Raw genomic sequence first — 13,479 nt, forward strand, 5'->3', positions numbered from 1 at the left:
GATGAACAGATGGGCGATATCCCAAGAGTAAACCCGAACCGCGGCGTACCGAATCCAGAGGCACCGCGACTGGAAGAGCAACCAATTCCGGGGCGCACAGGGCAGCCCAACACCAATGCAAACACCCGTGATGCACCACCCCCTCGGATGGAGGCTGCCGACAGAACCCGACCAGCGGACCCAGTCAAGCTCGCCATGGACTATTTTGGAAACCCGAAATCGCCGATTGATGAGGCGAAAGGCAAAATCCCGACACAAGACCAGATTTACCAATTGGCCAGCGAATACGATAGGTCGGCTACCAATGGCCGTAGTGCTGATTTGGAACCGCCAAAAGCGACACACTATGTTTATGACAAGACAACCGATACGATGGTTAAACAGACCAGCAGATCGCAATCTGCGACCACCGTTCCTGCCACGCTCAAATACGAGCCGACAGAAGTTGTGGTAGCGCTGTTTAACGCAGAGGATCTTAGCAAAATAGACCTATCCGCCCTTGCAAAGATTACTGAAGATGTCCCGCTTATGTTACGGTTAGAGCATTTTATGACTGAAACCGAATGGCAAGGCCGATTGGAATTTGGCGACGTGATACCGCAAAAGGTGAGTGTAGAGGGCCGGTTCATAGGGATGAATGAATACCACTTGGACAAGGACTATCGGGAAGAGGAAGATCAAGACATTCATCAAGCCTTGCGCGCTCGGTTTGACATGCCCCAACTGGCAACGACAGAAGAACCCGCGCCCGTTCGCACCGAGGAAGCTGAAGTTTTAGAAACCGTCGTGGAAACAGAAGGCACTGCAGAAAGCCGCGGGACCGCGCAAGTAGAGCAAGACGAGGAATTGGTTACAACGCCCCCAACGCCGCCGGTTGGCACGGAAGAACCAGTAGCAGAACTCACACCGTCAGAGATCGATCAGATACAAAATCCGACCGCAAAGTTCGACGCTCTGAAAAATCTCTGGACCAACCTTAATGACAAAAACAAGCCGAAGTTGCCGCCCGGCTCTTAGGACCACATCATCGGTTTCACCCGACGAAGGTCACCCGCCTATTTGACCTAGATCAAGACCCCCGCTCCTAAAATCCGGCATAGTCGGGCCAAGGAGCGGTTTTGCGCGAACGATCGCCCCCACAGGTTCAATCGAATATGGGGAAGGCCGATCAGATGGCTTATAGGATCATTGCGACAATTCTGACTGATACAGACCAATCTACCGAAGGGCTTGATGCCGCGATTACACTTGCAGACCGGATGGATGCCCATCTGGATATCTATGTTGTGACCATCAGCCATACTGAAACCAATAATTACTACCTTGGCGCCGAGGCTGTTATGGTCGCGGAGCAAACGCGCTGCGCAATAGAACAACGCAAAAAGCTAGAGCAGTGGCTGCAGGACCGCATGCATGGCGAAATCATCCGTTGGTCCACTCAGTCCGCAACAGTGCAGGGACCTGCTTTGACCGGATATCTTGCGCGGAAATTGCGGTTCTCCGATCTTGTTGTCTTGCCCCGCCCCTATCAAAAAAACCCAGAAGCGGCCGCTTTGGTTGAAGCGTGCCTGTTTTCAGCGGAACGTCCAGTTCTGATGATCCCCAAAGGCTGCAAAGCCCCCGCCCCCGGTGGGCATGTGCTGATGGGTTGGAATGATGGCGCCGAGGCCTTGGCGGCGGCGCGGGCGGCCGTACCACTTCTTAAGCAGGCCGATGTCGCTGATATCTGCATCATTGATCCGCCCCTCCATGCGGCAGACCGCTCAGACCCGGGCGGAGCAATGGCCCAATATCTGATGCGTCATGGCACCAAGGCCGACATAATCGTGCTTGCCAAAACGGAACCGCAAATTGGCAACATGCTGCTACGCCGAGCCGATGAAGTTGACGCGAATATGATTGTTTGCGGCGCCTATGGACATTCCCGTCTGCGCGAAGCTGTTTTTGGCGGTGCAACCCGCAATCTGCTAGAGCAGGCGGACAGGCCGATTTTGATGTCGCGTTAACGGGGGGGGCGTCTTCATCCGGCCATAGAAACACAGTCTATGCGTCTTCGCCTGTCTCGGCCTTAAGTGCCTCGAGATCTGGGACGGTGATATCACGGCGGTCCTGGAAGGCGATCAGCCCCTCTTTCCTGAGCGCCGACATTTGTCGGCTGACCGTTTCGATGGTCAACCCAAGATAATTGGCCATGGTTTCACGTGTAATCGGCAGGGTGAATTCCGCCTTGGCCGCCCCGTTTGGGTTAAGCGACTGCATCCGCACAGCAATCATGTAGAGTAGCGAAGCAATTTTTTCGCGCGCCGTCTTCCGCCCCAGCACCAGCATCCATTCGCGTGCAGCGTCAAGTTCATCCAGCGTCATTTGCAACAGCCGTTGGCCCAGATGCGGGGTCGCCTCCAACATCGCCTCAAAAGGCTTGCGCCGGAAGCAGCATAGCTTCACCTCGGTCTCGGCCATGACGTCGCATTCGATCGTCTCGCGGTTCGGTCGTCCCATAAAATCGCCGGGTAAAAGCAGCCCCACCATCTGCACCCGCCCATCAGGCATGGTCCGGGTTAGACTAGAGACGCCCGAGACGATAGAGGCCACAAATTCAAGCGAATCCCCTGAAAAGAAAACCGTCTGACCGGCCGCATAGGTCCGATAGTATTTGATCTGTTCCAGTTGAACCAATTCATCCGGCTCGCATTTTGAGCAAACCGCGCTGTGACGAATAGGGCAGTCAGCGCAGGAGTTGGGTTGCGAGACGACCATGTTCATCGGGTGATCCCTTCTTGACGATCAAGCTTAGCCTAAACCAAGCTATCTACGCGATCTATACGAAAAATTGTCACGGCTTGGTTAACGACTTCTAGAGGGCCACCTGCCCCAACAGTTCTCTTACAATCATCTCTGGTGCTTGGTCGATATCAACGGTGACTGCGTTTTCATCTGCACCAAGTGGCTCAAGCGCAGCAAACTGGCTGTCGAGTAGGGACAAAGGCATGAAATGGTCAGATCGCGCTGACATCCGATCAGCGATCACCGCCCGGCTGCCAGACAGATGCAAAAACGTCACCTGCCCGCGCGCATGCGCGCGGATGACATCCCGATAAGACCGCTTTAGAGCCGAGCACCCAACCACCAAGGCCCCATCATGATCTGCAAAACACTTGCCAACCGATGCCAGCCATGGCGCCCGATCATCGTCATCAAGCGCCTCGCCTGCCGCCATTTTTGCGATGTTCGATTGTGGATGCAGATCATCCCCATCCATGAACACCGCCCCCGTTGCTTGGGCAAAAGCCGCACCAATGGAAGATTTCCCGCAGCCGGACACCCCCATGATCACGAAATTTCGTGTCACCGCACTACCTTCAGCGCTCATTCCACCATCCATCTGCAGTTTTGAGCAACCTAAGCGGCGCGCTGGCCAGATACCAGCCCTGCCCACGCCAAGTTGCCAATCCGAATGCCGGTCTATTCAGGGGCGAGTTTGACGTCAAATTCCACATGCAGGAATGGATCATTCACCTGCCCTGACAATTCCATCCCTTCGGGGAAGGCAGACGCGGGCTTTTCCACATAGGTCATCACCAGATCATCGCGCACCCCAAAGACCGTATCCTGATCAAGATAGGGGTCATCATCGGGGAAAATTTCGGTCACCAGGCTGCGATAGCCCGGCGCAGTTACGATGTAATGCAGGTGCGACGGTCGCCAGGGGTGCCGCCCACAAGCCCGCAGAATGTCCCCGACCGGCCCGTCTGATGGCACTGTGTACTCAACCGGCTTGACCGTGGTGAAGGCATAGCGCCCGTCATCCCCAACTGTCATCAGCCCATGGAATGAAAACGTGTCCTGCTCATCATCCTGACTGGCATAAAGCCCGTTTGGCGCCGTCTGCCAGATATCAATCACAGCCCCCGGGATCGGGTTTCCATCGATATCGCGAATAGTGCCTTCGGCCAGCAGGATCGGCCCGCCATAGTGCCGTTTCATATCCCCGCCATAAGCCAAGGGCGGTGCCCCGGACACATGGAACGGCCCCAGCACAGATGAGGAAGTCGCGTCATTGCGCGAATGCAGCATATCCACGAGCGACGACAGCCCAAGCACATCGGAGGTCAGCACGAATTCATGCCGGTCTTCTGTTTCAACGGCAGCGCAGCCTTCGAGGAAGGCAATACCTTGGCGCCATTCATCATGGGTCAGTTTCGTCTCGCGCGCGAAATCATGCAGATGCTGCACGAGCGATCCCATGACCTCGCGCATACGCGGGTTCATGTCCTTGGACATATAGCCCATGAAAACATCGGTGATATTATCTTTGGTCACATTGCGCATACCGGATTTCCCTAGATGAGTGCGAGGCTGAGGATCGGGAATTCGATCAGAATGAACAGGATGATCAGCATCACGAAGGCAAAGGGCAGCGCGCCCATGAACACATCCTTCAGGCTGATCCGATCATCATTGATGGTCGATTTGATCACGAAACAGGATATCCCAAGCGGCGGCGTCAACAGGCCGATCTCGGCCCCGACCACCGTGATAATCCCGAACCAGATCAATGACATGTCCAAGGATTCGGCCAAGGGCAGGAATAGCGGAACAACAATCAAGATGATCGAAGCCGTATCAAGCAGCGTTCCCAAGAACAGCATCAAGAGGACGTAGAGGATCATGATCCGCCAGAAAGACGCATCATTGCCCACAAGCAGGTCTTGCAACTGGTTCGGCAACCCAGCAAGGCCAAGCATCCGGCTGTAAATCGACGCCGCTGTGATCAAGAACAGGATCGCCGCTGTGATATGGCCTGTTTCCAGCAAGGCCTCCCAAAAGGTTTTCAGCGTCATTGATTTGCGGATCGCCGCGATGACCAGCGCGACAAGTGCGCCTGCCGCCCCGGCCTCAACCGCCGTCAGCCATCCGGTGTAAATCCCGCCCAGAACGATCACGATCAATCCCAGTGTTGGCAGGGTTTTTGAGGCAACTTCACGTGGGCTCATCCATTCGGTGTCTTGCACGACACGCCCGCCAACAAAACCTGGCGTGTAACGCCCCATGAACCAGATCGCTGCGACATAGGCGATAGCCAGCATGATCCCCGGGATCACACCTGCAAGGAACATGTCCCCAACCGATTGTTCGGCTACGAAGGAATAGATAATCAACATCGCAGAGGGCGGGATGATCATGCCCAAAACCGAGGACCCGGCGACAACCCCAACAGCAAAGCGCGGGTTGTAATCCTGCGCCATCATCTGCGGCACCGAAACCTTGGTAAAGACCGAGGCCGACGCGATGGACGAACCGGTCACCGCCGCAAAGACCGCATTGGCCCCAACAGTTGCCATACCGATCCCGCCTTTGACCTTGCGAAACCGCATGGTCATGACCTCGTAAATGTCCCTGCCCAGCCCGGCTTTGGACACGATAAGCCCCATAAAGGTGAAAAGCGGGATGGTCGCGAAACTGTATTCCATCGCTGAATCGCCCACGGCGATCTTCAGCAGGTTCAGCGCCAGCGTGAAGTTGTCCCGCATCAACCAGATGGACACGAAGGACACCATGCCCAATGCGATGGGGATATAGACCCCAGAGTAGATCAGAAAGACGATAGCAACGACCGAGATCAGGCCAATCTCAATCGGGGTCATGTTGCGGCCTCATCATGTTCAGGCGTCCGAACAAGCTGTGGGCGGTCCTGCGCCGAGATCACTTTGATCACGAAAATCAGACAAGAAAGTGCTGCGCCGACCGTGATCACCAATTTGACGGGCCACCACGGAAGGGTGAAGACACCGGGCACACCGAAATAGTCTTGGGTGTCCCACATATGCAGAAACTCAGGGAAGGTGACATCGGCAATCAGCCCCATGAAGATGGCCGATAACGCATTGATGATCCGGCGCATATTGGCCGCCACGCCTGGGCGTTTTTTCCCAATAACGGTCAAAAAACCATCTGAGCGGGTCAGTCTGTCAACCCGCACAACATCGGGCAGCTGCAAGAAAACGATCAGCACGACCGAGAACTGCACGATCTCATACGCCCCTTTCAGTGGCGCGCTGAAAACCCCGCGCGCCACCACATCAACATTCAGGACCACGACCAGACCAAGCACAACAAGTGTGCCCAGCGCATTGGTCGAGATCGCAAGTATATTCGCAACCCGAGAGAGGCCTGCGAAAGCAGACTTAAGCATGATGACAGTCCTCCCTCAGGTCTTCAGTCGGTTACTCGGACGCCCAGTCGCGCACTGGCGCGAAACCAGCATCCTCGAGTTTGGTCAGATAGGCCGCGACCATTTCTGTCCCGGGCTCACCAGCTTCGTTCAGTGTTGTTGCCAGCTCTTGCGCGATATTTGGCATCGCCGCTGCCCAAGCCGCACGGTCATCTGCCGACACATCAACAATGGTACCGCCAGCATCAACATAGGCCGCTTCGGCCTCGGCCGCCCGATCCATCGCGATCCCGGCAAGGTGATCGCGGTAGTCGATTGCAACTGCTTGCAGAACCTCTTTCACCTCATCAGGCAGGCTGGCCCAGTAGTCAGCGTTCACTGTGACAGTCTTGGAATTCACAGCGCCGAAATCCGTACGCAGCATATAAGGCGCAACCTCAGAGATTTTGAATGTCGCTGCGGCTTCGGGCCAGAGCATACCGCAATCGGCCAGACCGGTTTGCAGCATGTTGTAGAAGTCGGTCAAACCGCCACGCACACCAGCGGCATCCTGGATGCCTTCCAGATAACGCAGGTTCAGACCAGCGCCCGCAACCTTCAGGCCTTCGAGGTCAGCCGTTGTGTTCACTTCGCTCGAGCAGAACATCTGGTAGCTGTCGAGCACAACACCGGTCGCCAGATAGACCTGGTTTTGCGCCTCAAATTCGTTCTGCATTGCAGGGAATTCGCGGGCGATTTCGTCAACCGCCTGCGCAACCGCGCGCGCATCAGAGGATACAAATGGCGTTGCGCCAGCCAGGCCCTGGCTGGGCAGTTTCGAGGAATGGAAGATCGTGGTGACAATCCCGATATCACCAAGGCCCAGCTGCACACCTTCCAGCACACCCCGCGGCTTGACGATAGAGCCACCGTAGTTTTCCTGCCAGTTCATTTCGTAATTACCGGTCTCGGCCAACCGGCGATCAACTTCTGGAATAAAAAAGTCGGTAAATTCGCGGACCCACAAAGCGCGGTCAGGATAGCCATCAATCACGACGGCCGAGATGCTTTCTTGCGCAGCTACCGGCACAGCCGTCAACGTGGCAAGTGTCGCCCCCATCAGGGTGCGTTTTGTCCAATTTTTCATGTTTTCTCCTCCCAAAGAATGAGGCCTCCCGCCTCTTTGATGTCGTTTATTCGGTCTTGACCCAATCCACTGTCAGCTCGGTTCCAGCAGCCTCGAACAATTTTGCGATGGCGCAATATTTGGCCGTCTCGCGTCCCACTTCATCCAGTTCCTCTTGGCTGGCTGCGGTGGCACATTTGACGGTTAGGGTGATTGCCGGGAACGGCACGTCGATCTCTTCCTCCATGAGAACGCCGCGACGATCGAATTTGGCATTTGCGTCAATGGTGACCTCGCCCAGATCAACACCCAAGCGCTTTGCGTTCTTATGCCCAATCACATTGGTGCAGGCGATCAGGGCGGTCATCGCTGTTTCGGTCGGGGTTGGGCCTAAATTGGTGCCGCCCCGCTCCAGCGGTTCGTCGATGACCACATTCAGATCCCGCACAGGGATTTCGGTACGTGCGTGGGTTGGGCATGTGGCCGTCGTCCGATAAGTGACAACGGTTTTCATCTTAACAGCCATACCGTTACTCCTTACGCAAAACTGCATACCTTTTCGAAGGGAAAACGCGGCAGTTTCTGGAACAATGCTGTTTCGTCAGCATATCCAATATTGCACAGAAAGTTTGACTTGAGGCTAGTGCCTGCAAAAAACTCTTCATCGACAATCGCGTTCGAAAAGCCCGACATTGCACCCACATCAAGGCCAAGGGCCCGTGCGGCGATCATGAAATAGGCCCCTTGCAGGGTTCCATTTCTGTAGGCGGTGTCTTCGCAATAGGCGGGGTTGCCATCAAAAAGATGCCTGCGGTCATCATGCGGAAACAAAAACGGCAATTCATGCCAGAAATTCATATCATGCGCGATGATCGCAGTGACCGGAGCGCCCATCATCTTGCCCACATTTTGCGGTTTCAGCGATTTTGCCAGCCGTTCTTTGCCCTCAGGTGTTTTGACGAACACAAACCGGGCTGGCAGCGTATTCATGCTAGTCGGGCCGTTGATCGTGATCTCATACAGCTCTTCCAGCAAACCATCTGGGATCGGTTTGTCTGTCCAAGCATAATGAGACCGCGCATCACGCAGGATCAGATCAATCGCGTCGTCGGACAAACGTCCGATCCGGCTGCGCAAATCACGGTGATCCTGCTGCGCCTTGGCGCGAAGGGCATCCAGCTCTTCTCCGGTGGGCGCGTTCATTCGGCCGCCACCGCTGCAGGCATGTCCTTTTCATCAACAATCGGATTGGCACAAATGCCGATACCTTCGATTTCAATCTCGACGACTTCCCCCGGCACCAGCCAGCGTGGGTTGGGTTTTTTGGCGTGACCTACGCCGGGGGGGTGCCCATCGCGATCAAATCGCCGGGTTCGAGTGTGGTATATTCCGAAATCGTGGCAATCGTCTGGGCCACAGACCAAATCATATTGCCGGTGTTCGATGATTGCAGAATTTCGTCGCCAACGCGGCTTTCAATTTTCAACCCGCTGGCACCTGCTGGCACCTCATCAGGCGTTACGACAACCGGGCCAATGGCACCTGTGTTGTCAAAGTTCTTGCCGGGGGTCCATTGATGCGTCTTACGCTGGTAGTCGCGGACCGATCCATCGTTGAATACGGTATAACCAAAGACATGATCCAAAGCGTCCGCTTCGGAAATATGCCGGCCGCCTTTTCCGACGATGAACATCAACTCGGCTTCATAATCCAGCTTTTCAGAACAAGATGGGCGCACCAAAGGGGCGTCAGCTGCCATGATTGAGTTCTTCCCGCGCATGAATAGCGCCGGATAATCAGGAATATCGTAACCGCCCTCTTTGATGTGGTCTGTATAATTCAGACCAAGACAGATGATCGTGCCCGGGTTGGCCACAGGCAAAGCCGGCCTGATCGATGCAAGGTCAACGCGCGGCGCATCCTTCATCTGGGCCGCAGTCGATTCGAGCAACTCAGGCGCGTTGATAAGCCCCATAAGATCATCGCCAATCGCCGGGTTTAACTGCGTCAAATTACACGCCTTTTCACCCTCAATCGCGAAGACTGCTGTGCCGCTTTCTGTTTTGCCTACCAAATATTTCACGTTGGTCATCCTTGTCAGTTCAATATTTTTCTGCCTAGAATAATGCTCAATGTCAATAAATATCGATATTTTATATGGGGCGGAAATATGGTTGCTTGGGCCGACTACAAATCAGATGCGAAATCGCGTGGTGCCTTGGCGCTCGAACTTTATGCAGTGCAAAGTACCCCAGCCGGCGCCCCTGAAGATGTCAAAGCAGCTTTGCCTGATCACCTGGCCTATCAAGCCCAGATTGAAGCATCGGGCCATCTGGCTTTTGCTGGCCCCATGTCCGACGAGACGGGTGATCACATGCAAGGGATGGGATTGATCATTTACCGCGCCGACAGCCTTGCGGCCGCCCGCGCCCTTGCTGAAAATGACCCAATGCACAAAAGCGGCGCCCGTAGTTTCACACTGCGCCGTTGGATGATAAACGAAGGATCATTGAACTTATCGGTCGGCTTGTCGACAAAATCTGTAAATCTCAGCTAACCCATGCAAAGGTAGGCGCCATGAATATGATTGACGATACCGCCGTTAAGGAAACGTCCGCCACGCGGTCGGCCTATCTTTCCCTGCGTGATATGATCCTGACCGGGGCATTGCCTGCCGGTCAGAAGCTGAAAATCGAGCAATTGCGCAGCCTGCTCAACACGGGCGCATCGCCGGTACGCGAAGCGCTGAGCCTTCTGACATCCGATATGCTGGTCGAACGCATTGACCAACGTGGCTTTCGCGCCGCCCCCGCCAATCGTGCCAATTTCGATGAAATCCTGGCCTTGCGCTGCAATCTGGAAGGTCTGGCCCTGCGCCAATCTATCGAAAACGCGGATGCCGCTTGGGAAGAACGTTTAGTTGTCACCCATCACCACATGAAAAAGGCCGTCGGTCAGGATGTGGCCGTGTTCGAAGAGGCCCACAAGACCTTCCATATGGCTCTTCTGGCCAATAGCGGCTCGCCGATGCTCGAAAAGTTTTGCGCTCAGCTATATGATCTGAACATCCGCTACCGCTATCTGGCGGCACGCAGCAGTAACTATCCTGGGCGCGACGTGTCCGCCGAACATGAGGATATCCTGGACGCTGCTGTACAACGCGATGCGGACCGGGCCTGTGATAGCTTGCTGCGTCACTACCGGTTAACGGGTGAATATCTATCGCGCGAGCTGGCTATTTAGCACCCTATTTGCCGATTTAAATAGACTCTTTTAAAAAATATCGATATTTATTGAATCGCAGACCGATACGAAGGTGATTTTGATGCGACGCAATCGCTTCCTCGGAGATATCTTATCCCAGCTGTTTGACCGGCGCGGCTTGATGCGCGGCAAAGACGACACGCGCGACATTTTCGCCTTATGCGGCGCGCTTTTGTCATCGGAAGGCGAAGTATCGGGGCTGCGGCTGGCCTCAACGGTACTGGCCCGCTATGCCACGCTGGATGAAGAAGAAAAAACCGCGTTTTTCCGCTATCTGAACACAGAGCTGGAAATCGACGCAGCGCATATTGCCGATCTGGCAAACAATTACGCCGAAACCCCGACGCCAGAGCTGTTCAAATCACTTTGCCAAGCCGCCGAGCCGAAACGGCAAGAGCTGCTGCGCCGTCTTAATCAACCGGTTGGCGCCACGGCCGAACTGGTTGCGATGCGGGTCGATCTGTTGAAACGCCTGAAGGCGAACCCGGATTTGGCACGGACAAATATTGATTTCGTGCATCTTCTGCGCAGCTGGTTCAATCGCGGCTTTTTGGTGCTGCAACAGATCAGCTGGGACACCCCTGCGCGTATCCTCGACAAAATCGTTGCCTATGAGGCGGTACATGAAATTAACGATTGGGATGATCTGCGCCGCAGGCTTTATCCGCCTGATCGCCGCTGTTTTGCGTTTTTTCACCCCGCTATGCCTGATGAGCCATTGATTTTTGTCGAGGTCGCGCTGACCGAAACAATCCCCGGATCAATCGATCATGTTTTATCGGAAGAACGTGAACCATTGGATGCCGATCAGGCGAAGGTTGCGGTATTCTATTCGATCTCAAATTGTCAAAAAGGGCTTACCGGGATCAGCTTTGGTAATCTGTTGATCAAGCAAGTTGTGAGCGAACTTTCCCTCGAATGCCCCGAATTGGAAAGCTTCGTGACGCTGTCGCCTATTCCCGGGCTGAGGCGTTGGCTGGAAACACAAGTGGACGATCCAGACTTAGGTGGCGCAGCGCAAGCGGCGCTCGATGGCGCGCTGCCCCCAGAAGATTTACGCGCGATCACTGCCCGCTATTTGGTGCAAGCCAAGCGTGGGGACGGGTTGCCGAAAGACCCGGTTGCCCGTTTCCATCTGGGCAACGGCGCGGAAATACACGATCTGCATGCAGGGGCGGACACATCGCCCAAGGGCATCGCGCAATCGGCTGGCGCGATGGTAAATTACCTTTACAATCTGGGGCAGACGGAACGTAATCACGAAGCCTTTGCAACAGAGGCAACCGTGACAGCCTCGCGGGCCGTGCAGGCCCTTTCGACGGCCCAAATACAAACAAAGACCAAGGAACCGACGGCGTGACCAATACACTTTATGATGCGCTCATTGCACCGCATGCCGATAATGAACAAACCTTTCTTGATTGTGATGATGGAAGCACGCTGAGCTATGGCGGCTTTGTCCGCCGCGTCGCGCAGCTTGCACATGTTGTGACAAATGCAGGGGTTCAGCCCGGTGATCGGATCCTGGTTCAGGCCCCAAAGGTCGCGGATGTTATCGCCCTGTATGGCGCTGCCATTCAAACCGGCGCGGTCTATTTGCCTCTGAATACGGCTTATACCGAAGCCGAGCTAAGCTATTTCGCCGGTGATGCCGCACCCCGCCTGATTGTTTGCGATGCCAAAGACGCGGACCAGTTCAAAGACAAATTTGATGCCGCGATTCTGACCATCGGTAGCGACGGCACCGGCAGCCTGGCCACGCAAGCCGATGACGCCCCCGATCGCTTTGACACAGCTGACCGCGACCCCAACGATCTTGCGGCACTCCTTTATACATCTGGGACAACGGGCCGCTCAAAGGGGGCGATGCTGTCGCATAAGAACCTGCTTTCTAATGCGCGGTCGCTGACCGATCTATGGGCGATTACAGACCAAGACCGGCTGGTCCACGCCCTACCGATCTTTCATACGCATGGACTTTTCGTCGCGATGAATACCAGCCTACTCGCAGGTGCCAGCGTTCGGTTCATGGCTGCATTTTCAGTCGATGAGGTGATCGCCCAGCTGCCGAAATCAACCACGCTGATGGGTGTGCCTACCTTCTACACACGCCTGCTGAACGATGAGCGCCTGACAAAGACACTTTGCGCCAATATGCGTTTGTTTGTGTCCGGCTCTGCGCCGCTTTTGGCCGAAACGCATACAGCATTCGAAGGCAAAACAGGGCACCGTATTCTTGAGCGTTACGGGATGACCGAAACCAACATGATCACCTCCAACCCCTACGACGGGGACAGGCTTGCCGGTACTGTCGGCTACCCCTTGCCGGGCACAGAAGTGATTATCACGGACCCCGATACTGGCAAGTCGCAGCCAGCCGGTGAAGTTGGAATGATCGAAGTGCGCGGGGACAATGTATTTCAGGGCTATCTGAATATGCCCGAAAAGACCCGCGAAGAGCTGCGCGAAAACGGGTTCTTTATCACTGGCGATCTGGGTGTTGCGGCAGAAGACGGACGGATCAGCATTGTCGGCCGCCAAAAAGACCTGATCATCTCCGGTGGATACAACATCTATCCCAAGGAAATCGAAGACGCGATCAACGATGTTGCGGGTGTGCTGGAAAGCGCCGTGTTCGGTGTCAAACATGATGATTTCGGCGAAAGCGTCTGTGCAGCGATCATTCCCGAAGCTGGGGCAACGCTTGATGACCAAGCGATTGCCGGACAGATTGAACCACTTCTGGCGCGGTTCAAACATCCCCGCCGCTACATCTTTCGCGAAGCGCTTCCCAGAAACACCATGGGTAAGGTCCAGAAAAACATCCTGCGCGAAGAATATGGAAGCTGACGCTAGGTAAGCTCAGCCCAAAATTGAAAATAGCCCCAAACAGTTATTTTTTATGCAAAATATGGCATGCAGCAAGCAACTGTTTCCA

The 13,479-nt window shown here is 55.0% G+C and carries 15 protein-coding genes; 6 read left to right on the forward strand and 9 right to left on the reverse strand.

The window, feature by feature from the left end:
- The first annotated feature begins 9 nt into the window (after positions 1 to 9).
- On the forward strand, positions 10 to 1,017 hold the full coding sequence (locus tag AABB29_RS02620; protein ID WP_341368427.1) for a hypothetical protein: 1,008 nt from the start codon (positions 10 to 12) through the stop codon (positions 1,015 to 1,017).
- A gap of 155 nt (positions 1,018 to 1,172) precedes the next feature.
- Positions 1,173 to 2,006: a universal stress protein gene (locus AABB29_RS02625; RefSeq protein ID WP_341368426.1), complete on the forward strand. Its 834-nt coding sequence runs from the start codon at positions 1,173 to 1,175 to the stop codon at positions 2,004 to 2,006.
- Between the two features lie 37 nt (positions 2,007 to 2,043).
- Here AABB29_RS02625 and fnrL read toward each other — a convergent pair whose 3' ends face one another.
- From fnrL to AABB29_RS02670, 9 genes are all read right to left on the reverse strand, one after another.
- Positions 2,044 to 2,763, reverse strand: a complete 720-nt coding sequence (fnrL, locus tag AABB29_RS02630; protein WP_341368425.1) for a transcriptional regulator FnrL — start codon at positions 2,761 to 2,763, stop codon at positions 2,044 to 2,046.
- 91 nt (positions 2,764 to 2,854) lie between these two features.
- Complete coding sequence (locus AABB29_RS02635) at positions 2,855 to 3,370, reverse strand: gluconokinase (RefSeq protein ID WP_341368424.1); 516 nt, start codon at positions 3,368 to 3,370, stop codon at positions 2,855 to 2,857.
- A 92-nt stretch (positions 3,371 to 3,462) separates the two neighbouring features.
- The gene (locus tag AABB29_RS02640) at positions 3,463 to 4,329 is read right to left on the reverse strand and encodes a dioxygenase (protein ID WP_341368423.1); all 867 of its coding nucleotides are present in this window, start codon (positions 4,327 to 4,329) and stop codon (positions 3,463 to 3,465) included.
- Between the two features lie 11 nt (positions 4,330 to 4,340).
- A complete protein-coding gene (locus AABB29_RS02645; protein WP_341368422.1) occupies positions 4,341 to 5,645 on the reverse strand; it encodes a TRAP transporter large permease subunit in 1,305 nt (434 codons plus the stop codon).
- Positions 5,642 to 6,193, reverse strand: a complete 552-nt coding sequence (locus tag AABB29_RS02650) for a TRAP transporter small permease subunit (protein WP_341368421.1) — start codon at positions 6,191 to 6,193, stop codon at positions 5,642 to 5,644. The genes AABB29_RS02645 and AABB29_RS02650 overlap by 4 nt, the downstream gene beginning before the upstream one ends.
- A gap of 31 nt (positions 6,194 to 6,224) precedes the next feature.
- Positions 6,225 to 7,298 (reverse strand): C4-dicarboxylate TRAP transporter substrate-binding protein, encoded by a 1,074-nt coding sequence (locus AABB29_RS02655; protein WP_341368420.1) that lies wholly within the window; start codon positions 7,296 to 7,298, stop codon positions 6,225 to 6,227.
- A 46-nt stretch (positions 7,299 to 7,344) separates the two neighbouring features.
- Positions 7,345 to 7,803: an OsmC family protein gene (locus tag AABB29_RS02660; protein ID WP_341368419.1), complete on the reverse strand. Its 459-nt coding sequence runs from the start codon at positions 7,801 to 7,803 to the stop codon at positions 7,345 to 7,347.
- A gap of 11 nt (positions 7,804 to 7,814) precedes the next feature.
- Positions 7,815 to 8,480 carry a malonic semialdehyde reductase gene (locus AABB29_RS02665; protein WP_341368418.1) on the reverse strand — a complete coding sequence of 222 codons (666 nt, stop codon included), beginning with the start codon at positions 8,478 to 8,480 and terminating at the stop codon, positions 7,815 to 7,817.
- Positions 8,481 to 8,610: 130 nt separating this feature from the next.
- Positions 8,611 to 9,360, reverse strand: coding sequence for a fumarylacetoacetate hydrolase family protein (locus AABB29_RS02670; protein ID WP_373636763.1), 750 nt, complete (start codon positions 9,358 to 9,360; stop codon positions 8,611 to 8,613).
- 87 nt (positions 9,361 to 9,447) lie between these two features.
- On the opposite strand from AABB29_RS02670, the gene AABB29_RS02675 reads away from it, so the two are divergent.
- The 4 genes from AABB29_RS02675 to AABB29_RS02690 all read left to right on the forward strand — a co-directional run bounded on the left by AABB29_RS02675 (position 9,448) and on the right by AABB29_RS02690 (position 13,391).
- The gene (locus tag AABB29_RS02675) at positions 9,448 to 9,834 is read left to right on the forward strand and encodes a YciI family protein (protein ID WP_341368416.1); all 387 of its coding nucleotides are present in this window, start codon (positions 9,448 to 9,450) and stop codon (positions 9,832 to 9,834) included.
- Positions 9,835 to 9,854: 20 nt separating this feature from the next.
- The gene (locus tag AABB29_RS02680; RefSeq protein ID WP_341368415.1) at positions 9,855 to 10,520 is read left to right on the forward strand and encodes a GntR family transcriptional regulator; all 666 of its coding nucleotides are present in this window, start codon (positions 9,855 to 9,857) and stop codon (positions 10,518 to 10,520) included.
- An 82-nt stretch (positions 10,521 to 10,602) separates the two neighbouring features.
- The gene (locus AABB29_RS02685; RefSeq protein WP_341368414.1) at positions 10,603 to 11,901 is read left to right on the forward strand and encodes a malonyl-CoA decarboxylase domain-containing protein; all 1,299 of its coding nucleotides are present in this window, start codon (positions 10,603 to 10,605) and stop codon (positions 11,899 to 11,901) included.
- The gene (locus AABB29_RS02690) at positions 11,898 to 13,391 is read left to right on the forward strand and encodes a malonyl-CoA synthase (RefSeq protein ID WP_341368413.1); all 1,494 of its coding nucleotides are present in this window, start codon (positions 11,898 to 11,900) and stop codon (positions 13,389 to 13,391) included. Before AABB29_RS02685 ends, AABB29_RS02690 begins: the two co-directional genes overlap by 4 nt.
- The last annotated feature ends 88 nt before the right edge of the window (positions 13,392 to 13,479 follow it).

This window comes from Yoonia sp. BS5-3 (genome assembly GCF_038069655.2).
In the GTDB taxonomy this organism is placed as follows: Bacteria; Pseudomonadota; Alphaproteobacteria; order Rhodobacterales; family Rhodobacteraceae; genus Yoonia; species Yoonia phaeophyticola.